This is a genomic window from Nostoc sp. DedVER02, from assembly GCF_034530675.2.
Lineage (GTDB): Bacteria > Cyanobacteriota > Cyanobacteriia > Cyanobacteriales > Nostocaceae > Nostoc.
Genome location: NZ_JAVRCP020000004.1, coordinates 92,110 through 116,106, shown reverse-complemented (window position 1 = coordinate 116,106; position 23,997 = coordinate 92,110). Strand labels below are relative to the sequence as shown.

Here is a 23,997-nt window from a genome sequence, read left to right as displayed (position 1 = left end):
TAAATATCGTTATGAGTAGCATAGTTTTATTATTAACTGGTTTAGGGACTTTTTTCTTGGTTTGGAGAACTCAAGACGAAATTAATCGTATTGCGGCAATGGTAGCTGGGACAATTTCTCTGGTTTGGGGATTTGCTTTAACTCCCATGTCATTTCAATTGGTATTTGAAATTATCTCAGTTTTAGCAGCTTTCCTTGTTTGTATGCGTTGTTTGGGCTGTGATTTAAATAAAGATTGATTTCTAACTTGATAACGTATTAGCTTTTTAACTTCTTTAGGAGACAGATTTAATAACTTAGCAGTCATTGTTTCTACCATATTAATCTCTGTTACTGGCAGCACAAAATCTAACTTCCTCAAAGTATTATTAGCGGTTCTGACTTCAATAAAGCTAAGTCCTTGCTCTTTTTGAATTTCAGCTTTGATTGCTTTTAAAGTCACAGGAATATTTACCTGCATTTGTTTATTAAGTTCCAGATTTTCTTGTTGGGGATATAACCCAAATTTTTGTGCGATCGCTAATTCTGGAAATCTTGAGTTGGGAATTTCAAGTTCTAACCTTTTTAGCAGAGAATTGGCTGTTTTAATTTTCACTTGCGTAAATTTTGGCTCTTGATCTATTTTCATATCAACCACTGTAAAATTCAGTTTTAACTCCACCTGTGGGAGTGTATCAGCTTGTAACTTATCCAACGTCCTATAAGAAAACCCTAATAATTGCTTTGTTAACAAATCACTACCAGTCCAAAAGATAATCCCTACCAATAAAAGAGGGAGAATAAGTAGTAAAATTTGTAGTCTTAAATAAGGCATTTATTTTAATTTATTAATTTATATAGCATAATTATTTATTTTAAAATTTCAGAGTTATCAACTCCTGAAAACTACCATGAGACACATTATTAATATGTCTTATGGTAGAACATTTTAAACCCTCAAGTTGGGATAGTACTAATACGACACCTAAGATAAAACTGGCTTTATTCTTATTAAAATAGTGCTGGCAATTCTCCTGTAATAACTTTACATCGAAAGATTTTATGCGGATATTACTAGTAGAAGATGATTTTGAACAATTAGAGCCATTACAAGGTATTTTATCGGAAGTAGGATATATAGTAGATGCTGCCGAAGATGGGGAAATTGCACAGTGGCTGATATCCCAAAAAGATTACGATCTATTAATTTTAGACTGGATGTTACCAACAATTAGCGGGTTGAGTCTGTGCCGCCAGTATCGTCTCTCTGGTAAGACTGCACCTGTGTTGATATTAACTGCTAAAGATACCACGCCTGATAAAGTCATGGGTTTAGATGCGGGAGCAGATGATTATTTAGTTAAACCCGTAGATTTGCTGGAACTATTGGCGCGGGTACGTGCTTTGGGGCGGAGAGTTCCTAATTGGCAGGGAGACAGCCTGCGGGTAGCAGATTTGCAATTGGATTTAGCTGAATTAAATGTAGAACGAAGTCATGTAAAAGTCGAATTATCTCCTCGTGAAGCAAAATTATTAGAATACCTGATGCGTCACCCTAATCAGGTTTTAAATCGCAACCAAATTGAAGAGGCATTATGGGAGTGGGGTATGGAACCAGAAAGCAATGCTTTAACTGTGCTAGTACGCAAGTTGCGGCAGCGCTTGCAAGTATTGGGTGCAGCAGACTGGATTAAAACAGTTTACGGTATGGGTTATCGCTTAAATCCACAATAATTAAGTTGAAAATTAGGAGCCTTAAAATCTTTCCTTCAACGATAAATGACAAGTTATGTTTAATCGTAGCCGTCGCAATCTTGCAAGTTGGTTCACCCTGACAATGGGTAGTATTTTAATTGGGTTTGCGGCGGTAGTTTACTATGTGGAAGTCATAGATGAATTAGAGGAACTGGATATATTACTGTATAAAAAAACCAGTGTGATGGCGGCGAATGTGAAGTCAGAACTGTACAATGGCAAGCGACAGCTAGACTTGGAACATGTACCATTGTTGGGAAGCATGGTAGAACCCTTACCAGATATAGGATTAGTCTATGCAAGTTGGTATGATGACCAAAAGCAACTAGTACAATTTTTTGGTGCGACTCCAAGCGATCGCCTTTCGGTACTAGGTGGATTTGATACTATCAAGACCGATAATAAAGTATGGTTGCGTCAGGTAACGTTACCTGTTTACCAAGATGGTTTATTAATTGGTTATATGCAAGCAGCAATGCCAATTACATCTATTGAAAATGCTTTAGCTAAATTTCGGCTAGTTTTGGCGATTTCAGTACCTATTACCTTGGGTGCAATTGCTCTGACTGGTTGGTGGTTGGGAGGATTAGCGATGCAACCAATCCGCCACAGCTACGATCGCCTTCAACGGTTTACAGCTGATGCTTCCCATGAATTGCGATCGCCTTTGACAGCAATTATTAGCAATGCTCAGTTTGGTTTTCTATCTAAATCTACCGACCTTGAGGTACAGCGTCAACGCTTCCAAAAGATTTTTGACATCGCCCAGTCTATGAGTATATTGGTGAATAATCTGTTGTTTCTAGCACGTTCACAAGGTCAGTTACCTACTGAATTACTCCAAGATGTCGATCTCAAAAACTTACTTGTGCAGATCGCAAATGATTATGTCACACATCCAGATGCACAACATCTTAGTTTAATTTCCCAATTGTCCAAAAATAGTATAAAAGTGCTTGGTGATGCTAACTTGATTCGTCAAGCAGTGATAAATTTAGTTAATAATGCTTGTAAATATACTCCTGCTGGGGGGCAAGTGCAATTGCAGTTATTTACTCAATCCCATACGGCTGTTATCCAAGTTATAGATAATGGAATTGGGATTCCTGAAGAGGATTTACCATACATATTTGAGCGGTTTTATCGGGTAGATAAGAAACGCTCTCGCAAAACTGGAGGATTTGGTTTAGGGTTGGCTATTGCTCAACAAATAGTTCAATCTCATGGCGGCGAGATTAGTCTCAAAAGTGTAGTCAAAGAAGGGACAACTTTACAAATTTATCTGCCTTTAAAGTGAAAAATTATATCCCATAACTTTTTAATAAATCTGAGATATAGATACTGCAAATTTTCGATTACCTATGCAAGTACTGTATTATAAACAACATACATTTGCAAAAACTAATTCGTAATCATAATACCTTTTATATATGTCTTTAGACTACCAAAGCTAAGTAAAAGTATTTCGGAGGATTTCTGGAATCAGCATCATACCTTGTGTAGTCACATTCACATTTAAATATCACTTGATGCATTCATCGGCTTAAGGGGGACTCATGATTAATCGGGCTATAGACATAATCTTTGTAGATTCTTTTGCCTTTGTAATTAATGCCACATTTGGCACACTACTTCATACCAAAATATGCAATTATTCGTGGGAAGGAAAAACAGCTTTTAATTCACAACCAGAAGAAATTAGCTCTAATTCTTCAATTTCAACACCCTCTCCGGAAGATATAGATTTAAGCACTCTTCCCTAAGTAAATATTCCAAAGTTAATGCCAAGATAAAAGCAGAAGCTTTGAATAAAAATACCTCGACTAATGCTTAGATAGCAATCATTAGCCACGAAATAGGAACGTGGATAAAACGGTTTAGTTAAGGAGTAAAGGAAAGGAATTTTTCTTTCCTTTACCCATAAAATATAGGACAATACAGTTCAGATAAGACCAAAACACTTGTAGAGACGGCGATTTATCGCGTCTCAAAAACCCAAAATTTTTTACCAATAGTCTTTAACTGAACCGTATTGAGATATAGAATTCCTATTTTATTTTTGAAAAACTCATACCATTTTAGATTTTGGATTGAGAATTCTTCTCTTAAAGGATTGGATAATTTAATTTGTCGCAATCATTTTTAAATTTGGTATCAGTACAAAAAAAGAGCCTTCTTTACCGTTACCTTTCAATACGGTTCGGTTAAAGGGGAAAGGTTTTGAATACATCCTTTACCCTTTACCCGCAAACCCATTCCCCAGACCACAAGGAAAATGAAAAATGCTTATCCGAACCGTATTGCGTTACCTCTTGCCTTTGAAGCTAAATGCGCGAACATAAATCAAAATGGAAACTAGCTTTCAGCAGTTTTCCCCAGATTCTATTGTAAGGATGTACAAGCTGTGTCGGATGCTCGTCTTTAAAGATAGTCCTTCCTTCATTTGCCCATTGAAAAATCCCACCATTCAAGTTATAAATGCACTTCATCCCAGCTTCATCCATCTGCTGGGCTAATTTAGCGCTACGGTAGCCAACAGCACAGTACACGATAATTACTCTGTCTTTTGAAACTATTGAAAGTGCTGCTAAGTCAGGTGTAAAAGCGTCTATATGTACTGCTGTTTTGATATGGCTCACTGCATACTCTGTATGACTTCGTACATCTAGTACTAATGGTTCTGGCTTTACAGAATCTAATAGCAATTGAGCTAATTCCTCGCAATTAATTTTCTCAACAGTAGGAAACTGAAATCTAATCAGAAGCTTAATTAAGTTAAACGTAAGTGATTGCACTTGTGAAAAGACTCTCTCGTTTTGATAAATGGAACACACTAAAATTCAATTGTCTTAAACACTACACCCAACAAATAGGGAAACGCGAGGTTTAACCTTTTCTTCATGCTATTCGGATCGTTGACCTTATCATCCGTGCATCTTAAAACATAAATGGCATGAGTATCCCTTTCAATATACTCATATATGAATATGCTTTAACGCTCTCATCTATGCAATTAGATGGTTTCAAATAGAATTGAGTGAATGTTTTAATATTATTCAGCATATTATCAAAGTCTAATCAGTAGTCTTTGTAAATTTGTGATTTTTAGCTAACAGGCAATTAAAAGTTATGGAAAATACATTTGTCGATAAAATATTTCGTGACAGTGAAGGCAAAATTGTTCTAGCTCAATTGCCAAATCTTCCTCTGATTATTTGGATAGTAACCACTATACTTTCTCTAATCTTTACGACTGGCAAAATCAATACACTGTTAGACATACTGGCAAACGGCTCCTTATTTACTTGGGCATGGCTAGAATTATTTGAAGGCGTTAATTATTTTCGCAAAGCGTTAGGTTTATTAGTATTAACTGGTCTTATTGCATTCAAAGTTATTAATGATAGCGGATTCAGTAATTAATCAAGATTATATATAGGAATCCGGTTTGATTTTTGAAAATATACGTAGGATGTGAGCGCAAAGAGTACGGCATCAAACCTTTGATAATAGGGCGTTACGAACTCCGTTCTAACACAACGCCAGTTGCTACAACGGATAGCGCTGGCGGCAAACGAGTCTTCTCCTGTCGGAGACGCTACGCAAATGAGCGTCGGGAACCTCCCTTCGGGTTCGGGGGTTCGCAATCGACGGGAACCGCCTAGACTGCGACCCCCTCACCGCAACGCACTAGCTCCTCTACAATACCTAATTCTTTTCAAAAATCAAATAGTAATCCTATAGCAATCCTGTCTGATTACTGAAATTATTGGGCTTAGTAGGCAAGATGATTTTAGAAGACTAAGGTGTACCGAGTTTTTTTATAATAATATAGGAGTCTTATATATAGATTTATCATGTCCCATTTGCTAAAAAGTTTTCAGCAGAGATTTTTCCAGACTATTACTTTTGCAATACTCCTAACTTTGATTAGTAGTTTAATATTTCCTGCTACTACTTGGGCTGCCTCTTCTAGGTTGGGAGTTGATAATGGTTATCTTAGTTCTTGTCCGGCTTCAGATAACTGTGTTGTAAGTCAAAACGCAGATTCTAAACACGCTATCGACCCGATTAGTTATCATCGAGACCATGATGCGGCCAGAGAAATCCTACTAAAAGTTCTTAGCGTTGTCCCACGCACAGAAGTTATAGAACAGACTCCTAATTACATTCATGCTCTTTCTAAAAGCCGCATCTTTAAATTTGTTGATGATGTAGAGTTTTATTTACCTCCCAATGAGTCGGTAATTCATCTGCGCTCTGCATCTCGTGTGGGAGAGTCGGATCTTGGTGTCAACCGCAGGCGTATGGAACAAATTCGTTTGGCTCTCTTGGATTTAAAGATTTGATTTTACTAATCGTGAAAAGTGCCAATTTTCTTAAACTTCGGTGTTGGCAGCGCTTGTTACTCTCAACCAAGCCATAATTGGAGCAAGGGGGCTTTTGTCCACAATTTTGCTTGAGTTTGTTTGTACCTTTCTCCCTGCCCCCTGCCCCCAGCTGCTCCCTGCCCCCTGCTCCCTGCCCCCTGCCCCCTGCCCCCAGCGACTTATGGCAAGATTGACGTGTCTTGAGAAGATCCTATTTAACTAGCAGTCTCCCTAGCAGCTTCTCGTAGCCGCTCCACATCGCGCATGGGTGGTGCGCCAAACAGTCGCTTATACTCCCGATTGAAGTGTGAGGCATCGTCATAACCCACACGGTAGGCAGCACTAGTAGCGTCAAGGTTTTCCCCCAGCATCAGACGGCGAGCTTCCTGGAGCCGCAGTTGCTTCTGGAACTGCAAGGGACTCATTGCAGTGACAGACTTGAAGTGATGGTGGAAACCTGAGACACTCATTCCAAAATCTCGTGCGATGCTTTCAATTCGAAGCGGCTCCTTAAAGTTTTTATGAAGTTGCGCGATGGCAAGAGCGATGTGGTGGGTGTAGCCACTCAGAACTGCAATATGACGGAGCCGATTACCTTGCTCTCCCATCAGGAGTCGGTAAATGATTTCCCGTGTTACCAGTGGCATCAGAATCCGAGCTTCGGCGGGAGACGAAAGAAGCCTAACGAGCCGTACTACGGCATCTAGCAGAGGCGCATCCAACAGACTCACGTCTATCGCTTTTACATTGGCACGGCTTTGTGGTGAGGGATAGCCTGCCTCAACCATGACTGAACCCACAAGGATGGGGTCGAGATCGAGACGAAGACTAAGGTACGGTTGCGCTTGGGACGCTTCCAGAATTTGGCTGACAATCGGTAGTTCGACCGTAGCCAGTAGATAATGCATCGGATCGTACTGGTAGCGATCGCTGCCCAGAAGGACTTCTTTGCTGCCTTGGGCAATCACACAAAAGGCAGGGACAGAGACACCATAAACGCATTCCGCAGGCGAGGAGGAGCGGTTGAGGTGAAATCCTTTCATCGGCTCAATCGTCCCATCATTAAGGATAGCCTGTGAGATGTGCTGAGTCAGTTCGTCTCTGTTGGCTTGCGCTCTGTCTGCCTCGCGCTTTGCCTGTTGGTCGTCCATTAAATGCATATCGGACTTTTCACTCGTTTTAACAACGTTTATTTCTAAGTTTGCACAATTGTACAACGAGCTTAGACGATCGTTATATTGCTTGCCCTTTCAAATCCTTAAAATGAAGCTAAAGCAATGAAAAATGATACCAGTTTCTTGTAAATATTCTGGATTTTTGTTTAAGAAGAAGATTTTTGCATCAGTTTTGTGAACATGCTAATCAAGTTTGGCACAATTAATTGCATCTATCCCTGAACCATGCAAATCGTTTACCCACCACCAGTAGTAGATTCATCAGGAATCACCGAACCGAAGCCACCAGCACTGTTGCGTTTAAGAGACAGCAGCGTTAAGGCACGATACCAGAAATATCTAAACCAACGAGGACGACTGACCTTTAAAGGTACAGGTATACCTGAGACTGAAAAATTCTGCCTCAGCAATTGAATTCCCTGTTGTTGCCAGAGTAATAGGACGTGGGCGAGGTCAGACTCAGGTGTATCGTTTCTTTGTAGCAGCAACACCCGTTGAATACCTTGCGATAAAAGAAACTTGCCAGACGGAAAATCTTGGGGAAATACTAACCAGCGATTATCAAAATCTCCTGGAGAAGGTTTTGCAATATCTCGCATTCGGTTGGCATCAATCAAAAACGCCGGGGGAGCAAGTAAGGGAAGCTGCAATTTTTGTAATATCGGCGTTGCACTCACCAGGCTATCTATAATCGCTGCCATTGGAATGATTGCATTAGCACCTTCACAACAATTGTATAAAGGAACAGGTCGATGACCCAGTTGGGCTAAAGCCATACCTAATTCAATCGACTCTACTCCCGGCAAATTTACCAGTATCAATGTGCTGTTATTCGGTGTAGGAATGTTATCAGTATTCATGGTGAACTCATTTCTGATAACGGCAGCAGCAACACGATTCTGAGTCAATTGACTAAAGACCACTGGTTTAGCCCAACGCGACCAAATTACTTCCTTGGGTGCCCAAATCGCAAAAAATTCTCTTGGTTGCATTATTCACCTACTGGTTTTTTAGTTAGGATAGCCACATCCTGGGCAGTTGCATCGATTAGTGGTCTGCTACCCAGACGACCATAAGCCCCAGCCGCACGACCATTAATTGTATAAATTCCAATGCAGGGATAGAAATAACCCTCTGCGGTTAACAAAGGTATCAGTTCAAATCGCCGTTGTGCCACCCATTTTTCTGGATGTTTCTTGGCTTGTTGTTGAATCTTTAGCCAATCCTCTTTTTTGGTTACTCCCAAAATACCGATGTTTTCTCCTATGCGACCCAGGGCGGGTTTGAGTACCCAGGCTTCGTCTTTCAGGTCGTGGACTTGTCGGGGGTCACAAGTTTCTGGCAATAGGGAACGCCAAGTTGGTAGTTGTGTTTTCAGGGCATCCCACACTAAGGGAAACCTCTTACTCTGGGTAATTAAGGCAGAAGTAGGGTTGCACTGAGGGATTTGGACTGAACTAAACAGGTGTTGCCAGCCAGAGATTTTGGGCAGATTGGGCAACCACTCCACAGGAAAAAATCGATAGAGGAAATCAATTGATGTTAGGGACTGGTTGTTAAGTAACAACGGACACCCTGACTGCCATCGGAGTTGGGCGGGACTAATTAGATAAGTCTGCAATCCGGCTTGCTGGAAATGCTGCGCCAGATAAGTCATAACCTGACGGTCATCAGTATAAGCAGTGGCATGAGCTAAAGCAACATGAGCGCCTTCACCAACAGATTCCCGGATGGCGGAAGCTAGGGCTAGGGCGGGGTTGCCCAAGGGGATGGTTTGTGAATAATGTAGTGCAACTAAGTTAGTAAAACCAGAAGCTTCAATGTAACCACTGGGAACATCCGAATTGGCTTCAGAAATCCGCCAGCCCTCAGTGGTGAAGTGAAAATCGAAACGAATCACCCGCACTGCTTTGGATAATGTCTGGATAAATGATGGATGCTGCCATAATTTCTGAATTACTGGCGGTATATTTAACTGTTTTTGCAGGCGAGATTGGAGTAAAATTTCTTGTTCGGCTGCGAGGGTTTCCGAAGCTAATTTTTCTGCAAGTTGGGCTAACTCCTGCCATGTTTCCAGATTTAAAAGCAGGGGAAAGTTGGCTAGAGTTGCCACATCTTCTACTTGAGAATCCCATTTACAACAGTCAAAAATGGTCTGGAGTCTGACTTCCTCAAATATCGTTGCGGACATTGGGATCTCTGCTTGCCAGGGTGGTTTCATCTCAAACCTCCCCAAACTAAAATGTAGATAATGCTACTAGATATATAAGAGAACAATGGAATCAAACCGTGGCTTGTAATGGGTAGAGATGGTTGCTTTGCTGTTGGCTGACAAACTTTTTCGACCTTTATTGCTGCGATCGCTAAAATAATCACAGGCCAGCCATACCTGACGAAATCAATTGTAGTCGCATCGAAGGATTCCCAGTTTCCGGCAACAGCCCGACCCAAAATTGCACCAGACGCTACTAAAAACCCAGCCAGACGCAAACCCGATGCCCTATCTCTATCAATAGCGATCGCCTCGGAAATCTGCGTAAAATATTCTAGAACCAGCCATAACAAAAACCATGCACCTGTAGATAGCATTGCTGAATAGGCAACAACCCACCAGCCAGGGCCATCTCCAATGTTTCCACCAGCGAAGCAGAGGGTTATACCAATCAAAGCACCGCTAATACCATAGGAAACAGCTGCATTCTGCCTTTCTATGGCATCATCACGAACGCTTAAGCCACAAAATAGAAAGGCTTCTACAGCTATTCCTACCCAAGTAGCTCCCATCAGTAAGTAGAAAGTTAGATATAAAACATTATTACGGACATCGTGTGATGCTAGAATCCGCAAAGTCCCATAAAGGATTCCAGCGCAGATAATAGGAGTAATCAGTAGAAGAAAACGATGCGGCAAGGGAGAAGCCAGTTTCGTAACCGAGAAGATAGACAAATACCATTTTCCCCATATTTTCCAACTGGTTACTACCGAGATCCAGACTAGGACAGGCTCCATGAAAAACTCTCCTACCTGTAGTTATAAAGCATCCACAGCCCAAGTCCCACGTTGAAAAACCTGGGGAGATTGCTGCCCTTAGATGAGCGTAATTCTGCCTTCTGACTCAGTATACTCACAGACTACAGTTAGTCAGAAATATTGCCCAAATATGTGATTAACCCTGTTAATCTGGATATGGAAAATGGAAAATGGGGAATGGGGAATTGCTCAATAACCATAGTTATTCTTCTCTTGCTTCCCCTGTTCCCCCTGCTCCCTGCTCCCTGCTCCCTGCAACTATTGGTGATGCAATTTTGTAAATACAGTAAAAATACTACCATTTGGATAATTATCTTCGACGGTAATCCTACCACAATGCGCCTCGATCGCCATTTTGCAGAAAGCTAATCCTAAACCAATTTGCGAAACTTCTGGTATGCGGGTTGCAACTTCATATTTCTCGAAAATGATTTGTCGTAAGTCTTCACGGATTCCGGGGCCTAAATCTGCGACTTGCACTTTCGCACCACCTGCTGCCAAATACTCTGCCCGTAGGGTAACTTGAGAGTTCGCCGGAGAGAACTTAATGGCATTGGAGAGCAAATTATCCAGAACTCGACGAAAGATTGTTGCATCTACTTTTACTATGCCACCAGGTTCAGGTAATTCGCCGATCAAAAGCAGGTTTTTTTGGGTAGCGATCGCTTCAAAATCTCTTAAGGCTGATATACAGAGTGCAGAAAGGTCTACTTCTGTATAGTTGAGATGCATTTTTCCCGATTCTAGCTTTCCCACGATCAGTAAGCTATTAATCAATGATTGTAGCTGTTGCCCTGCAAGTAAAATTTGCTCGACCTTGCCTCGTTGCTGTTCGGATGACAAGCCGGAAAACCGGAGAATCTCAGCTGCGAGGACAATACTAGTAAGAGAATTTCGCAGATCGTGGACAATCATGTTTGCCATATCTTCTCGCAGTTTGAGCAAAACTTGCAGGCTGTCGTACTGCTGCTTAATCCGCAACATCGAATTAACTCTAGCTCGTAATTCTACGCCATTAAGAGGTTTACTAATAAAGTCATCTGCGCCTGTTGCTAAACATCGAGCCAAATCTTCTTTAGCAGTTAATGCTGTCACCATAACGATCGGCACCATCTGCCATTGTGGATCGGCTTTGATGCGTTGGCATACTTCCATCCCATTTAGGTCAGGCATCATCACATCCAGCAAAATCAGATCGGGCTGAAGACTATTGAGACGATTCAGAGCTTGTTGACCACCAGAAGCATAGTGTAGTTCGTAGTTTTGATTATCTAACAAGGTTTCAACAACATCAAAGTTATCGGGTTCATCATCGACCACTAAAATAGAAGGTTGAGTATCCATGAAAAATTTCTGTCACCTAGCTAAAACTTGTTGAATGGTGAGTGCAAGCTGCCTGAGTTTTACGGGTTTGGTAAGATATTCGTTAGCTCCAGCTGCTAAACAAGTTTCGCGATCGCCAGCCATAGCTAACGCCGTTAGTGCAATAATTGGAATATTCCCAAATTTTCCATCGTCACGGATGTGGCGCATTGCTTTTAATCCATCCATTCCCGGCATTTGAATGTCCATCAGAATTAAGTCGGGGCGTTGAACTTTAACCAGGTCAATAGCTTGTTGTCCATTGTTCGCCAAAATGAGATGATACCCTCGACTTTCAAGATAACCGGATATGGTATCAATATTTGCTTGATTATCTTCTACCAGCAAAATCAAAGGTGGTTTTGTCGCGGCTTTTGCCAATACAGTTAAATTTGGCGACTCGGAACGGTTAAAACATTGCAGTTTCTCTACAGTTACCTGAAGTTGAGCGCGGGTAATGGGTTTGACCAAATATTCAAATGCTCCCTCAGTCAATCCTTTGCTACGCTCATCCACAACTGAAATAATGATCGTTGGAATATTTTTGGTTTTTGGGTTGGTCTTGAGTTGATTTAGCACCTCCCAACCTGATAGGTTCGGTAGTTGCAGATCGAGAATAATTAAACTGGGCTGAACGCGCAGCACTTCTTCTATGGCTCCTTCACCTTTGGAATAGATAATAGTTTGCATTCCCATTTCGCTGAAGTAGCGAGTAATTTGGTCGGCCGCCACCATAGAATCTTCGATAATCAAAACTTGAGCATTCTTACCAAGTAAGCAATAACTAGGCAATAAAGTAGTTACTTGCATTGTTAGCAAATTAGCGCTGGGACGGTAGGGAATGCGGACTGTAAAGCAACTTCCTTCGCCAACTTTACTGCTAACTGAGACTGTTCCTTGATGTAAGCTAACAATTTGCTGTACTAGTGCCAAACCTAAACCAGTGCCGTTGTATTGGCGGTTGAGACTGCTATCAAGCTGGATGAAGGGCTGAAACAGCTTGCTAATTTCTTCATGAGCAATACCGATGCCGGTGTCATTAATATAGAAGCAAAGATTTAGGGAAGATGAGGCATAATTTCCTTTGCTCTCCTGTGCCCCTGTTTCTTCTAGCCGGACTTCTAGGGTTACAGATCCTCCTTCTGGCGTGAATTTGACAGCGTTGTTCAGCAGGTTGATCAGTACTTGGCGTAGTCGGCGATCGTCTCCTTGGATGCTGTCAATATTTTCAGCAACATGAATACTAAGATGAATATTTTTTTTCAAAGCCATCTGTTTGACAAAAACCAGGCTGGCATCACAGAGGCTTCTGACAGAAACATCACTCCATTGCAGTTCCAGTTTACCAGATTCGATTTTAGATAAGTCTAGAATATCGTTGATTAGTTCTAATAAATGTCTGCCACTGCGCTCAATAGTGGCGATCGCGTTTACTTGTCTTTCATTGATGGAGCCAAACACATCTTCCTGTAAACCCTCTGACATCCCCAAAATTGCATTTAGAGGTGTTCGCAGTTCATGGCTCATGTTTGCCAGAAATTCGTCTTTAAGGCGAGTAGCACGGGCAAGTTGCTCGTTCGTCTGCCGCATTTGTGCTTCGGCTTGTTTGCGTTCTGTGATATCAGTGAGCCGGATTAAATGCATGGTACGTCCAGCTACAGTAATGGGTTTCGCTGCTATGTTTCCCCAGAAAATCTGACCTTTGAGAGTAATATATTCAATCTCTCGACTCCAGACACCTTTGATCTGCATATCTGCTACGATCGCATCTGTTTCGCTAGCAGTGAATGGACGGAGTTGGAGTGTCTGCCCATTAATATCGAGCAATTCAGTTTTATCAGCTGCCTCAAATAATTCTACCGCCCGCCGATTGCAATCTAGGGTGAGCAGCGTTTGTGGATCGACGAGAAAGATGGCATCGGCAGATTCATTAAAAATTGCTTCTCGCAAATCTATGTTGTGGATGAGTTCCTGTTGAGCTTGTTTGCATAGTGTTTGGTAGGGAAGCTCGTTGCTGTCTATGTTGCAACCAACTACGTGGAGGGAATTGCTGTCTTGATCTGACTTAATGACGCGATCGGAGCAGGTCGCCAAAATACTTCTGAGGGCTGCTTCTTTTCGTTGCCATTCTGCCAGTTCTGCCTGTGCTTGCTGATATGCTCTCTCCTGTTGAATGGCGTATTCTCGGCTTTCTTCTAACTGTCGAGTTAGCTGCATCCGTTCAACGGCATGATGAATTGCGCCTTGAAGAACTTCAGCCGTGAGTTTATCTTTCATTAGATAATCTTGAACACCATTTTTTATAGCACGGACAGCGTTGATTTCATCCCCTTGTTTTACCAGCAGAATTACAGCAACTTGGGTATTGCTATGGTATTTCCGCAATTGCTGAATAAACTTCAAGCCATCCCCATCGGGCAAACCATAATCCAACAAAATGATATCTGGTACCTCCTGTTGACACCATTTTATGGACTGTGCTGCTGTCTCAAACTCCAAAATGCCATAGGTATACAGGCTGTCCTGCTTCAAAAAGCGACAATATGCTTCCCGATCTCTAGCGCAATCATCAATCAGCAGAATTATCAAGGGGGAGCAATGACTCATAAGTTAAAAATACAAACGCGATCGCGCCTCAAAAAAATTATACCTTGATTTATATCATGTTAATAGCTTGATATAAATTGAGTCCTACTAGTATAGGAAATTGCGATGCGGAACAGACAAAACCCCTGAGATATGCTTAAATTAGACTTTTACACAATGCATTCACCAAGGGAGGGAATGGGGAATGGGGAATAGTTAAGATTTCCCTATTCCCGCAAGGAAGTAAGAAGCCGCGATTTATGTAAGTTGCTTTTTTGTGGTGGAGTTAAAATCCCCACCTCAAACATTTTGAAAATTAAGTTAAAGATATCAATACTATCTTGATTGAAGATTTTTTTGATTAAATACATCTATACATAATGCTTATTAACCCTATAAGTTCTGATAATTTACAACTGACGATCGTTCGTCATCCACTTATTGTTAACTCTGCAATTCTGCTTCCAGATGTAATTGCACTAATCAATGAAGCGGCAGGTAATTGTGATAGCTTACCAATCAAAGATACCAATGCGTTGGCAAGCTCAAATAAAAATATGGATAGCATCACATCTCAAGCTACCAGTTGTGTTTTAGTTATAGAAAACTCCCAGTTGCAAGGAATAATTACGCAAAGAGATTTAATTAAGCTGACAGCACAAGGCAAGAATCTAGAGAAAATCAGTGTTGCAGAAGTGATGACAAAAGAATTAATCACATTGAAGTTAGCAGATTTTAAAGATATTTTTACTGCGTTAAATTTGCTGAAGAAACATCAAATTTGCCATTTGCCTATTATTGGAGAAAAAGGAGAAGTAGTTGGAGTAGTTACTCCTGCTAGTCTGCTAGCAGTTTCGATTCAACAAGCCAGACTCTACAATTATGCACAAGTTAAACTTGCAGAACGCCAAAGAATCGAGGCAGAATTGCGATTAGAGCGGAATTTTATTTCGGCTATTTTGAATTTAGCCGATGCTTTGGTTATTGTACTAGATTGTCAGGGGAAAGTTGTTCGCTTTAATAATACTTGCGAGCAAGCTACAGGTTATACATTTGATGAAGTTAAAGGAAGATTTGTTTGGGATATTCTATTGCTACCTGAAATAACACAATATATCAAAGGAATTTTTTACAATTTAGAAGAGAGAGAATTTCCTCAACGCTACGAAACTTGTTTAGTCACCAAAGATAGCGATCGCCGCTTCATTTCTTGGTCAAATAAAGTTTTACTTAATCAGGATAATCAACTTGAGTATATCGTCTGTACGGGTATTGATATCACTGAGAGTCGAAAAGCTCAAGAGGAACTCCAGCATACTCGCAACTTTTTACAGTCGATGATTAATAATCTGCCAGTAGCAGTATTTGTTAAAGATGCCAAACCAGAAAGTTTTGGCACATTTAAACTCTGGAATCATACCTGCGAAAACATTTTTGGGATCGCAGCAGAGCAAGCTATTGGTAAAACAGATTACGAATTATTCTCGAAAGAACAAGCAGACTTTTTCTTTCAAAAAGACCTAGAAACTTTTGTTCTCGGTGTACCTCAAGATACTCCTGAAGAACCTATTGATAACCCTAGTTTTGGCAAAAGAATTTTACACACAACTAAAATCCCTTTGTATGACAAAGATCAACAACCTGAATATCTGTTGTGTATTTCCGAGGATATTACAGAATACAGACGAGCAGAAAAAAATCTGCAACAAGCAAAAGAGCAATTACAAACGGTTTTAGATGCAGTACCTGGGTTTGTTTCTTGGGTCAATTCTGATGGATATTATTTAGGAGTTAATCGCCATTTAGCTGAAAGTTTTAACTTGACTACCGATGCTTTTGTTGGTCAAGAATTGGGCTTTATGGAAAACAGTCGGCAATTTACAGAATTTATGCGTGAATTTTTAAATAGGCAAGATGTCGCAGATTCTAAGGTTATTGATACCCAAATAAATGGCAAAATATGCAATTACTTACTTGTTGCTCAAAAATATCAAAATAACACAGCAGCAGTTGCAGTAGGAATTGATATTACAAAACGCAAACAAGCTGAAATAGCCTTACAAGGTTTGATAGAAAGTACTGCTTCTACCACCGGACGCGACTTTTTCCCGGCATTAGTTGAGCATATTTCTTCTACTTTAGATGTTCCTCATACCTTGGTAACTGAGTTAATTGATGGGCAAGTTCACACTTTGGGGTTTTGGTCGGATGGGCAGTTACAGCCAAATATTTACTATGACCCAAAATCAACGCCTTGTGAAATTTTGCTCAAGGAAGGATTTTACTACTATCCTTCAGAAATTCAACAACTTTTCCCTACTACTGAAAGATGGATGGCGATGCAAGCTGAAAGTTTTATGGAAGTTATTTTAAGTGATGATTTTGGTCAACCGATTGGTTCGCTTTGTATATTAGATAAAAAACCCATACCTGACCGCCATAAATTTGAAGGAATTCTCAAAGTATTTGCAGCCAGAGCATCTGCCGAACTGCAACGGCAACGAGCGCAAGAAGCTTTACAAAAACTCAATCAAGATTTAGAACTTAGGGTTAAACAACGCACTTTAGATTTACAAAAAAGTGAGGCAGAACTTCGGGCTATTTTTAATCAAGCAGCTGTTGGAATTAAACTGGAAACTTTAGATGGCCATTTTATTAAAGTTAATCAGAACTTGTGTGAAATTTTAGGCTATAGTCCAGAAGAAATGCTGAATAAAAACTTTAGAGACATCACACATCCAGAGGATACACAAGTCCATCTGAGTAATTTGCAACAATTAATAGCAGGAGAAGTAGAGACATTTTCCATAGAAAAGCGCTATTTACATAAGAATGGTGATGTAATTTGGGTAAATCTAACAGTTTCTCTAATTCGAGATCCTATTGGCAAACCTATTTATGTAATTGGGGTAGTTAAAGATATACGCGAACGCAAACAAGCTGAAGAAAATATTTGTAAAGCTTTAGAGAAGGAAAAAGAATTGAATGAGTTAAAATCTCGTTTCATCTCTATGACCTCCCATGAGTTCAGAACTCCTTTAGCTGTGATTGCTTCTTCGGCTGGAATTTTAAACAGTTTTAGCCATAAACTAGATGAACGAAAAAAGCAAAAACATCTCCAATGCATTCAGACTTACGTTCAACATACTACTCAACTTTTAGATGATATTTTGCTAATTAATAAGGCTGAAGCTGGAAAATTAGCATTTGAGCCAACTTGTATTAAATTGGTTGATTTCTGTCGCTCATTGGTAGAGGAAATTCAACTAAGTTCTCCCAACCATACTCTAATCTTCTGTCCCCAATACTGGGGTAATTCATCAATAGACGATCTCTTTACGGCTTGTACAGACAAGAAGATTTTGCGACAGATACTTAGCAATTTGCTTTCAAATGCTGTCAAATATTCACGACATGGCAGTAATGTTAAAATTGATTTATTCGTTCAAGACAAAAGCGCGGTTTTTCTAATTCAAGATGAAGGTATTGGTATTTTACCAGAAGAACAGCAGAGCTTATTTGAACCATTCTACCGAGCGAGTAATGTTGGGAATACCCCAGGAACCGGATTAGGTTTGGCGATAGTTAAGAAGTGTATAGACCTTCATAGAGGGAGAATTACCCTTGCTAGCCAGGTGGGAGCAGGTACGATATTTAGGGTGGAACTACCAGTAATTATAAGCCATCTCGTCGATTGAAAATATTTAATGTGTTATTAGTCAATAATTTTAGGGAATAATAAAGTTGCCATTTGCTAAAACAGAAAAACTAGACCTTATATGTTGTGAAGTATTGTTAGATGAACACAATTTTAATCATAGAAGACGAACCTCAAGTTCGGGAAAATATTCAGGAAATTTTAGAGCTTTCTGATTTTGACACTTTGATAGCTCCAAACGGTCAAGTTGGATTAGAAATTGCCCAAAAGAAACTACCTGATTTAATTATCTGCGACATTATGATGCCGGAGTTGGATGGCTTTAGTGTATTGTCTGCTTTGCGTCAAAACCAAGCAACTATCAATATACCTTTAATATTTGTTACCGCCAAAGCAGAGCGTTCAGATTTTCGTCAGGGTATGGATTTTGGAGCAGATGATTATTTAACTAAACCATTTAGTCCTGAAGAACTACTCCGGGCGATCGCTTCTCGCCTTGAAAAGCACGCTTTGGTTGAGCGCCAAACCCAAGCCAAGCTAGACGAACTCAGAATGAATATCGCTCACTCATTACCTCACGAACTTAATACTCCTTTAAATGGTATTCTTGGTATGTCACAGTTTTTAATAGAAAATTGTGAAATCATGCCCACCTCGGAAGAAGTCGAAATTGCAGAATTAATTTACAAATCTGCTAATCGTTTGAATACATTAGTTCAAAGATTTTTATTATATAGTAATCTAGAATTGATAGCTAAAAATCCCGAAAAAGCTCGTCAAATAAAAGAAGAGGGAGATCGATGCTTTGCTAAAACAATTATTAGTGAAGTTGCTGTCAAAAAAAGTACAGCAAATTATAGACAAAAAGATCTAAAACTATATATCCAAGAATCTACGATCCAGCTACCAGAAAAGAAATTAATTACTCTTGTTGAAGAATTACTTGATAATTCTTTAAAGTTCTCTTCATCGGGTAATGAGATTAAAATTATGAGTAAGGTAGAAGGTGATAGATTTAATTTATATATAATTGATCATGGCAAAGGAATGACGATTGAAGAGATTAATAAAGTTGGAGCTTTTGTACAGTTTAATCGAAAGTTATGGGAGCAACAAGGCTCTGGTTTAGGACTAGCTATTGTTCAACATATAGTAAAATTATATGGTGGTGAATTCACAATCGATAGCATTCCTGAGAAAGAGACTATTGTCAGTATTTCTTTGCCTTGTTAGGGTATGCTTGCATCACGGCAGTAGCCCTCTTCTAAGAAAACAGAATAGTTTCTTAGGAGAGGGATATTAAAATTTTCTCAATATTTTGTCGGGTAGGCATCTTTGCCCGCCCTGATTATGTAATTTGAATGCAAATCAGCCGATCGCAGCGATCGCTAATAAAGAGATGCCAAAACCTTATCTGCTGCTGCCCGGAATGCAGTTGCTGCACCAGCGCTCATATCCCGTGGCGCACAGATGCGATTTCTCACATAGGCGAGTGTGATGGCTCCAACCGCAGCCACGGTTGGATCGGCGTTATCTTGGCCGCCCACGCGCCCCCACGGTAATGCTGCACTATTCCCATTAATGAGATAGTCAGCCAGCAATCTGAGGTGAAAATCAACTGCTTCTTTAACGGTTGTTGTGTCACTATTAACCGCCAATGCTTGCACCCCAGAGTTTTTTAAGATATCTCCTAAAGCAACTTCTCGGTTATCAGTCAATCTCTCAGCCGCCTCTGCCCGAAATTCGATTTCCTGGCTAATTGCTGCATCTGGGGGTAAAGGATTACCGATTGGTGTCACACCCCATCGGCGACGCAGAAGTAAATTGTTGGTGGTATCATCCGATTTGACACGGTGATAGGCGGGACGCTGTTTGAGTGCTTCAAACCAAGCGTTAATGCGAGGATAGCGGGGATTTCCTTTGAGGTGATATCCTCGATAAACAGGTAAGTTAGCCGCCAAGCGATCTAAATGAGGACTATAGGTAATATCTACCACGCTAAATGTTGACAAAAAGTAGGGGCCAGGATACTTTCCTAGAAGTTGCTCTAGCTCGTCTAATTTAGCTTCAAAAGCTGCCTTTAAGCTTGCTAATTCATGAGGATCTTCAGGGGCTTGTCTGAGAAATTTGTAAGCGATATCTCTGATACCATTGGTTTCAGCATCTTCAAGCCACTGCCTAGCAACAGCGTTTTCTCTTTGGTCTTGAGGAAGCAAAGTAGGGCCAAATTGTTCTTCTAACGCTAACAAAATTTCTTTGGATTCATAGACTAACTTGCCCTCAATTTTGGCAGCCGGAACAAGGGTTGTAGGAACTAAATCTGTATACCATTTAGGTTTGTTAGTCAAGTCAATAAACTCTGTTGCAAAGGGAATTTCTTTTTCTTCGAGAGCAAACCAAACCCGTTCGCAAAATGGACACCAAGAGTTAGTATCCCGGTAGAGCAAGACTGGCGGCTCTGTATCTGGTGGCAGTTTATGAAGACTACTAGGAATGGGAGCAGTAGAAGGCGATTGCCCTGGTCTACGCACTCGTCGAGCAGGGGTATTTTTTTGGGCAATTTCTAATAGTTCTTCCCAGTCAAATACTGTGTTTTGAATTGGCATATTGTTTCACCTCAGTTTCAGTTAGCTTTTTAAATAAAGGAGGATGTTTACAGCTTTTCAATAGATAAAAAGCTTAATTACTATACTAATATTATTAACTCCGGTTAGTTTACTAATTTACCGGAGTTTAGAGGTATTATCACATGAAAATAGTTTGAAAGCAAGATTTAATATATCTATTTTAAATATGTAATTTCAACGAGTGTAGCCCAAGAGTGAAGCGCCCCATCCAATAAAAGCGCTACCAAAGACTAGCCATGCAGCATTGATGCGGAAGTGAATGGCTAAAATGGCACAGACGATAGTGATCGCCAAACCGAGAAAATCTATAAATGGAGCTTGTGGTAATGTTAAAGTGGCTACTCCTAGTTGCAAGGTAGTAACAATCATTAGCGCTACAGCACTAACATTCACAGCATCCAAAAATGCTCTAGTCCAAGAAGAGGCTCGTAAGCGGGGGATTAAGGGATTTAGGGCAGCTACAAAAATAAAAGAAGGTAGAAAAATTCCGATTGTGGCAACAATTGCGCCAGGTATGCCAGCAATGATATAACCAATAAACGTAGCAGTGGACAATACTGGCCCAGGAGTAAATTGACCAATTGCGATCGCATCTAGTAACTGCTGTTGTGTTAGCCAGCCATATTCTTCAACTAATCCCCCTTGGAGAAAAGCCACCAAAAGATAGCCACCACCAAATAAGACACTACCGACTTTGAGAAAAAACCAACCCAACTGCCATAAAGAAACGTTGGTTATAGTAGATGCAGTAGCTACCGATGCAGCAACCGTTGATGCCTTTAAAGTCGCGCCTGTGGTAAGACTAGCAATCAAAAAATTGGCTTTATCTCCTGGTTTGTCGTTTTTATCGCCAGAATGCAACCAAACCATACCCAGCAGTCCCCCAATTAATAGGGCAATTACTTCATTTAATTTGAATAATAATGTCAGTAATGCCACAGCCAAAGCAATTACCAGCAATTGGCGAGTTTTCACAGCCTTTTTTGCCAAGCCCCAGAGGGCATTGATAATAATTGCTAAAACAGCCGGTTTAATGCCATAAAGTAAGGGAGCAACTTGGGGTAAAGTACCATAGGCGACATAAACCCAAGCAAACCCGCCAGTAATTAGAACGGCAGGTAAAACAAAACAGACACCTGAGACAATCAGCCCTAGCCATCCTGCATAGATGTAGCCTATATGGATAGCCATTTCTGTAGAATTTGGCCCAGGAATTAGGTTAGTTGCTCCCAGCAAATCCAGAAAATGCTCCCTTGTCAACCACTGACGACGCTTAACCACTTCATCTTCAATCATGGCGATATGGGCAACTGGCCCCCCAAAGCCGATAATGCCCAGTTTAAAAAACAGTTTGGCGAGTTCGCCTAAAGGACTAGGTGCTGAGTTAGTCATTTTTGCTAGGAAATATTTTTCATGTAGTTCTAGATTATTCCTAAAAGATTAAGGCAAGGCTAACCCTTTGAAAGTGGGTAAAAATTTTGTTCACTAACCTCCTTCTTAACTTCTTTAATATGTGTTTTAAGCGGTTAAATAAAAGATTTTTTAACCACAAAGATACTGAGGATGCAGAGAGAAAGAAGAAACTTTAGAACTTACTTTGACAGGGCTAGGCTAAATATTAAAGCTTGGTAGTTGCACAAAATTACTGACTTTTATCTGCTTGCTTGGAAATATACTTCTCAAGTAGGAATTGCTTAAGGTGTGGTTGTTCTAAGTTTAAACCAAGGTCTTGTGCTTTTTGACTAATTTCTTCATAGGTCAGACCTTCGCTAATAGCATTGGCAATCAAGGCAATACCACCAGCCCTTGCTCCAGCTGCACAGTGAATTAAAATTGGTTTGGGTAAATTTTCAATCTCCTGAATTGCTAAATCTGTTAGCTCTTGATTTGGTTCTGAAGGCTTTAACGGGATATTGGCATATTGCAGTCCAGCAGCTTGGGCTTGTTGCTGTTCATCACTGAGAAAACCTGGTTCATCGGGAGAACGCAGATTTAGCACCGACTTAAATCCCTCTTGGGCTGCCTGTTTTAATTCTTCAGGAGTTAGTTGTCCAGCAGCGCTCAAGTCTTCACTAACTTTTTTAGTGTCGCTCATATAATACACTAATTCTATCGAATTAGTGTATTATACTGTAAAATTTGTTTAAAATTTTTCTTTTGCCTTGTTTGCTGATTCAGACTGCAATTACAGCGATTTTGCATTAGACGGTTGCTTTTTTAATATCATCAATCAATTCATCAATTCTTGATTGAGTCGTGTTCCAAGAACACATAAAACGCACTCCTCCCACACCAATAAATGTATAAAACTGCCAGTTATTTGCTTTTAAGCTGTGAATAACTTGCTCAGGTAACTTCACAAATACAGCGTTGGCTTCTCTGGGAAACATCAACTCAACGCCTTCTATATTTATGTTGAGTAGTTGATTTTCTAAGTATTCAGCACATTGATTAGCATGTCTAGCATTTTTTAGCCAAGCACCAGTTTCTAATAAACCCAACCAGGGAGCCGAAATGAACCGCATTTTTGAGGCTAGCTGTCCTGCTTGCTTGCATCGATAATCAAAGTCTTCTGCTAACTCTTTGTTAAAGAAAATAATCGCTTCACCTAATGCCATTCCATTTTTAGTACCACAAAAGCACAACACATCCACTCCCGTTTTCCAAGTAATTTCAGCAGGACTTTTATTCATAGCCGCAACTGCATTGGCAAACCGAGCGCCATCCATGTGAACCTTTAAGTTATACTTTTTCGCAACTTCTTTAATTTTTAGAAGTTCTTCAATAGAATATAAGGTTCCTAATTCGGTTGATTGTGTAATACTAATAACTTTAGGTTTAGGATAATGGATGTCAGTACGTCTAGTGACAATTCCCTCTATCGCTTCTGATGTTAACTTGCCATTTTTGCCAGGAGCTAGTAACAGTTTAGAGCCATTAGAGGCAAATTCAGGTGCGCCACATTCATCTGTTTCTATGTGAGATGTTTCATGGCAAATGACGCTGTGATATGACTGACAAAGGGCTGCTAAAGATAAAGAATTGGCGGCTGTACCATTAAAGGTAAAAAATACTTCACAATCAATTTCAAAGAGTTCCCGAAAATAATCTGTGGCTTTTTGAGTCCATTCATCATTTCCATAAGCTGGAACACTACCTTGATTTGCCCTAATCATATATTCCAGCGCTTCTGGACAAATACCAGAAGAATTATCGCTTGCAAACTGTTCTAAGTTGTTACTCATAATTTTTACTTTGATTTTTCTTTATCAGGCTGATATTTAATGTTTTAAATATACGTGGTAGTATAGCTAAAATAGGGTAATGCCTAAAGATGGGGAGCAAGGATTTAGCCCCAATAAACTATAAAAAAGTTAAGGCATAAATTCAGTCTTGCCATACCCATACATAAGTAGTCGGACACAATTAAATTCATTGGTGGAAATAGGGAATAG

At 40.2% G+C, this 23,997-nt stretch carries 19 protein-coding genes; 7 read left to right on the top strand and 12 right to left on the bottom strand.

Annotation, left to right across the window (positions count from 1 at the left end):
* Positions 1–154: 154 nt before the first annotated feature.
* A complete protein-coding gene (locus RMZ41_RS07475) occupies positions 155–814 on the bottom strand; it encodes a hypothetical protein (protein WP_322645413.1) in 660 nt (219 codons plus the stop codon).
* Positions 815–1,041: 227 nt separating this feature from the next.
* Here RMZ41_RS07475 and rppA point away from each other — a divergent pair, with 227 nt between their 5' ends.
* Complete coding sequence (rppA, locus tag RMZ41_RS07470; RefSeq protein WP_322645414.1) at positions 1,042–1,713, top strand: two-component system response regulator RppA; 672 nt, start codon at positions 1,042–1,044, stop codon at positions 1,711–1,713.
* Positions 1,714–1,768: 55 nt separating this feature from the next.
* The gene (locus RMZ41_RS07465) at positions 1,769–3,031 is read left to right on the top strand and encodes a sensor histidine kinase (protein ID WP_322645415.1); all 1,263 of its coding nucleotides are present in this window, start codon (positions 1,769–1,771) and stop codon (positions 3,029–3,031) included.
* 1,027 nt (positions 3,032–4,058) lie between these two features.
* Here the strand turns inward: RMZ41_RS07465 and RMZ41_RS07460 are convergent.
* Positions 4,059–4,439: a rhodanese-like domain-containing protein gene (locus RMZ41_RS07460; RefSeq protein WP_322645416.1), complete on the bottom strand. Its 381-nt coding sequence runs from the start codon at positions 4,437–4,439 to the stop codon at positions 4,059–4,061.
* A gap of 424 nt (positions 4,440–4,863) precedes the next feature.
* On the opposite strand from RMZ41_RS07460, the gene RMZ41_RS07455 reads away from it, so the two are divergent.
* The 3 genes from RMZ41_RS07455 (at position 4,864) to RMZ41_RS07445 (ending at position 6,083) form a co-directional block, all read left to right on the top strand.
* Positions 4,864–5,157 carry a hypothetical protein gene (locus RMZ41_RS07455; RefSeq protein ID WP_322645417.1) on the top strand — a complete coding sequence of 98 codons (294 nt, stop codon included), beginning with the start codon at positions 4,864–4,866 and terminating at the stop codon, positions 5,155–5,157.
* 32 nt (positions 5,158–5,189) lie between these two features.
* Positions 5,190–5,399 carry a hypothetical protein gene (locus RMZ41_RS07450; protein ID WP_322734356.1) on the top strand — a complete coding sequence of 70 codons (210 nt, stop codon included), beginning with the start codon at positions 5,190–5,192 and terminating at the stop codon, positions 5,397–5,399.
* Between the two features lie 192 nt (positions 5,400–5,591).
* Entirely contained in the window at positions 5,592–6,083 is a 492-nt protein-coding gene (locus tag RMZ41_RS07445) for a DUF1499 domain-containing protein (protein WP_322645419.1), read from the top strand.
* A gap of 236 nt (positions 6,084–6,319) precedes the next feature.
* On the opposite strand, the gene RMZ41_RS07440 is transcribed toward RMZ41_RS07445, so the two are convergent.
* The 6 genes from RMZ41_RS07440 to RMZ41_RS07415 form a co-directional block, all read right to left on the bottom strand.
* Entirely contained in the window at positions 6,320–7,147 is an 828-nt protein-coding gene (locus RMZ41_RS07440) for an AraC family transcriptional regulator N-terminal domain-containing protein (RefSeq protein WP_409874935.1), read from the bottom strand.
* Positions 7,148–7,515: 368 nt separating this feature from the next.
* Positions 7,516–8,271, bottom strand: coding sequence for a hypothetical protein (locus RMZ41_RS07435; RefSeq protein ID WP_322645421.1), 756 nt, complete (start codon positions 8,269–8,271; stop codon positions 7,516–7,518).
* Positions 8,271–9,500 carry a glutathionylspermidine synthase family protein gene (locus tag RMZ41_RS07430; RefSeq protein ID WP_322645422.1) on the bottom strand — a complete coding sequence of 410 codons (1,230 nt, stop codon included), beginning with the start codon at positions 9,498–9,500 and terminating at the stop codon, positions 8,271–8,273. The genes RMZ41_RS07435 and RMZ41_RS07430 overlap by 1 nt, the downstream gene beginning before the upstream one ends.
* Entirely contained in the window at positions 9,497–10,288 is a 792-nt protein-coding gene (locus tag RMZ41_RS07425) for a hypothetical protein (RefSeq protein WP_322645423.1), read from the bottom strand. Before RMZ41_RS07425 ends, RMZ41_RS07430 begins: the two co-directional genes overlap by 4 nt.
* Before the next feature lie 279 nt (positions 10,289–10,567).
* A complete protein-coding gene (locus tag RMZ41_RS07420) occupies positions 10,568–11,653 on the bottom strand; it encodes a response regulator (RefSeq protein WP_322645424.1) in 1,086 nt (361 codons plus the stop codon).
* 12 nt (positions 11,654–11,665) lie between these two features.
* A complete protein-coding gene (locus RMZ41_RS07415; RefSeq protein WP_322645425.1) occupies positions 11,666–14,278 on the bottom strand; it encodes a response regulator in 2,613 nt (870 codons plus the stop codon).
* A 359-nt stretch (positions 14,279–14,637) separates the two neighbouring features.
* On the opposite strand from RMZ41_RS07415, the gene RMZ41_RS07410 reads away from it, so the two are divergent.
* Together RMZ41_RS07410 and RMZ41_RS07405 are read left to right on the top strand one after the other, a co-directional pair.
* Entirely contained in the window at positions 14,638–17,955 is a 3,318-nt protein-coding gene (locus RMZ41_RS07410; protein WP_322645426.1) for a PAS domain S-box protein, read from the top strand.
* A gap of 101 nt (positions 17,956–18,056) precedes the next feature.
* The gene (locus tag RMZ41_RS07405) at positions 18,057–19,148 is read left to right on the top strand and encodes a response regulator (RefSeq protein WP_322645427.1); all 1,092 of its coding nucleotides are present in this window, start codon (positions 18,057–18,059) and stop codon (positions 19,146–19,148) included.
* 155 nt (positions 19,149–19,303) lie between these two features.
* Here the strand turns inward: RMZ41_RS07405 and RMZ41_RS07400 are convergent, their stop codons facing one another.
* The 4 genes from RMZ41_RS07400 to RMZ41_RS07385 form a co-directional block, all read right to left on the bottom strand.
* Positions 19,304–20,521 carry a glutathione S-transferase family protein gene (locus RMZ41_RS07400; RefSeq protein WP_322645428.1) on the bottom strand — a complete coding sequence of 406 codons (1,218 nt, stop codon included), beginning with the start codon at positions 20,519–20,521 and terminating at the stop codon, positions 19,304–19,306.
* 195 nt (positions 20,522–20,716) lie between these two features.
* A complete protein-coding gene (gene chrA / locus RMZ41_RS07395) occupies positions 20,717–21,934 on the bottom strand; it encodes a chromate efflux transporter (RefSeq protein WP_322645429.1) in 1,218 nt (405 codons plus the stop codon).
* A 250-nt stretch (positions 21,935–22,184) separates the two neighbouring features.
* Positions 22,185–22,637, bottom strand: coding sequence for a beta-lactamase hydrolase domain-containing protein (locus RMZ41_RS07390; RefSeq protein WP_322645430.1), 453 nt, complete (start codon positions 22,635–22,637; stop codon positions 22,185–22,187).
* A gap of 106 nt (positions 22,638–22,743) precedes the next feature.
* Positions 22,744–23,787, bottom strand: coding sequence for a low specificity L-threonine aldolase (locus RMZ41_RS07385; protein ID WP_322645431.1), 1,044 nt, complete (start codon positions 23,785–23,787; stop codon positions 22,744–22,746).
* Positions 23,788–23,997 lie beyond the last annotated feature (210 nt).

Bases quoted from the DNA above. Each gene is read 5' to 3' on its own strand.
- RMZ41_RS07435 (WP_322645421.1), bottom strand. From the start codon at position 8,271: ATGCAACCAAGAGAATTTTTTGCGATTTGGGCACCCAAGGAAGTAATT.
- RMZ41_RS07440 (WP_409874935.1), bottom strand. From the start codon at position 7,147: ATGAAAGGATTTCACCTCAACCGCTCCTCCTCGCCTGCGGAATGCGTT.
- rppA (WP_322645414.1), top strand. From the start codon at position 1,042: ATGCGGATATTACTAGTAGAAGATGATTTTGAACAATTAGAGCCATTA.
- RMZ41_RS07415 (WP_322645425.1), bottom strand. From the start codon at position 14,278: ATGAGTCATTGCTCCCCCTTGATAATTCTGCTGATTGATGATTGCGCT.
- RMZ41_RS07425 (WP_322645423.1), bottom strand. From the start codon at position 10,288: ATGGAGCCTGTCCTAGTCTGGATCTCGGTAGTAACCAGTTGGAAAATA.
- RMZ41_RS07475 (WP_322645413.1), bottom strand. From the start codon at position 814: ATGCCTTATTTAAGACTACAAATTTTACTACTTATTCTCCCTCTTTTA.
- RMZ41_RS07445 (WP_322645419.1), top strand. From the start codon at position 5,592: ATGTCCCATTTGCTAAAAAGTTTTCAGCAGAGATTTTTCCAGACTATT.
- RMZ41_RS07390 (WP_322645430.1), bottom strand. From the start codon at position 22,637: ATGAGCGACACTAAAAAAGTTAGTGAAGACTTGAGCGCTGCTGGACAA.
- RMZ41_RS07420 (WP_322645424.1), bottom strand. From the start codon at position 11,653: ATGGATACTCAACCTTCTATTTTAGTGGTCGATGATGAACCCGATAAC.
- RMZ41_RS07430 (WP_322645422.1), bottom strand. From the start codon at position 9,500: ATGAAACCACCCTGGCAAGCAGAGATCCCAATGTCCGCAACGATATTT.
- RMZ41_RS07455 (WP_322645417.1), top strand. From the start codon at position 4,864: ATGGAAAATACATTTGTCGATAAAATATTTCGTGACAGTGAAGGCAAA.
- chrA (WP_322645429.1), bottom strand. From the start codon at position 21,934: ATGACTAACTCAGCACCTAGTCCTTTAGGCGAACTCGCCAAACTGTTT.
- RMZ41_RS07465 (WP_322645415.1), top strand. From the start codon at position 1,769: ATGTTTAATCGTAGCCGTCGCAATCTTGCAAGTTGGTTCACCCTGACA.
- RMZ41_RS07410 (WP_322645426.1), top strand. From the start codon at position 14,638: ATGCTTATTAACCCTATAAGTTCTGATAATTTACAACTGACGATCGTT.
- RMZ41_RS07400 (WP_322645428.1), bottom strand. From the start codon at position 20,521: ATGCCAATTCAAAACACAGTATTTGACTGGGAAGAACTATTAGAAATT.
- RMZ41_RS07385 (WP_322645431.1), bottom strand. From the start codon at position 23,787: ATGAGTAACAACTTAGAACAGTTTGCAAGCGATAATTCTTCTGGTATT.
- RMZ41_RS07405 (WP_322645427.1), top strand. From the start codon at position 18,057: ATGAACACAATTTTAATCATAGAAGACGAACCTCAAGTTCGGGAAAAT.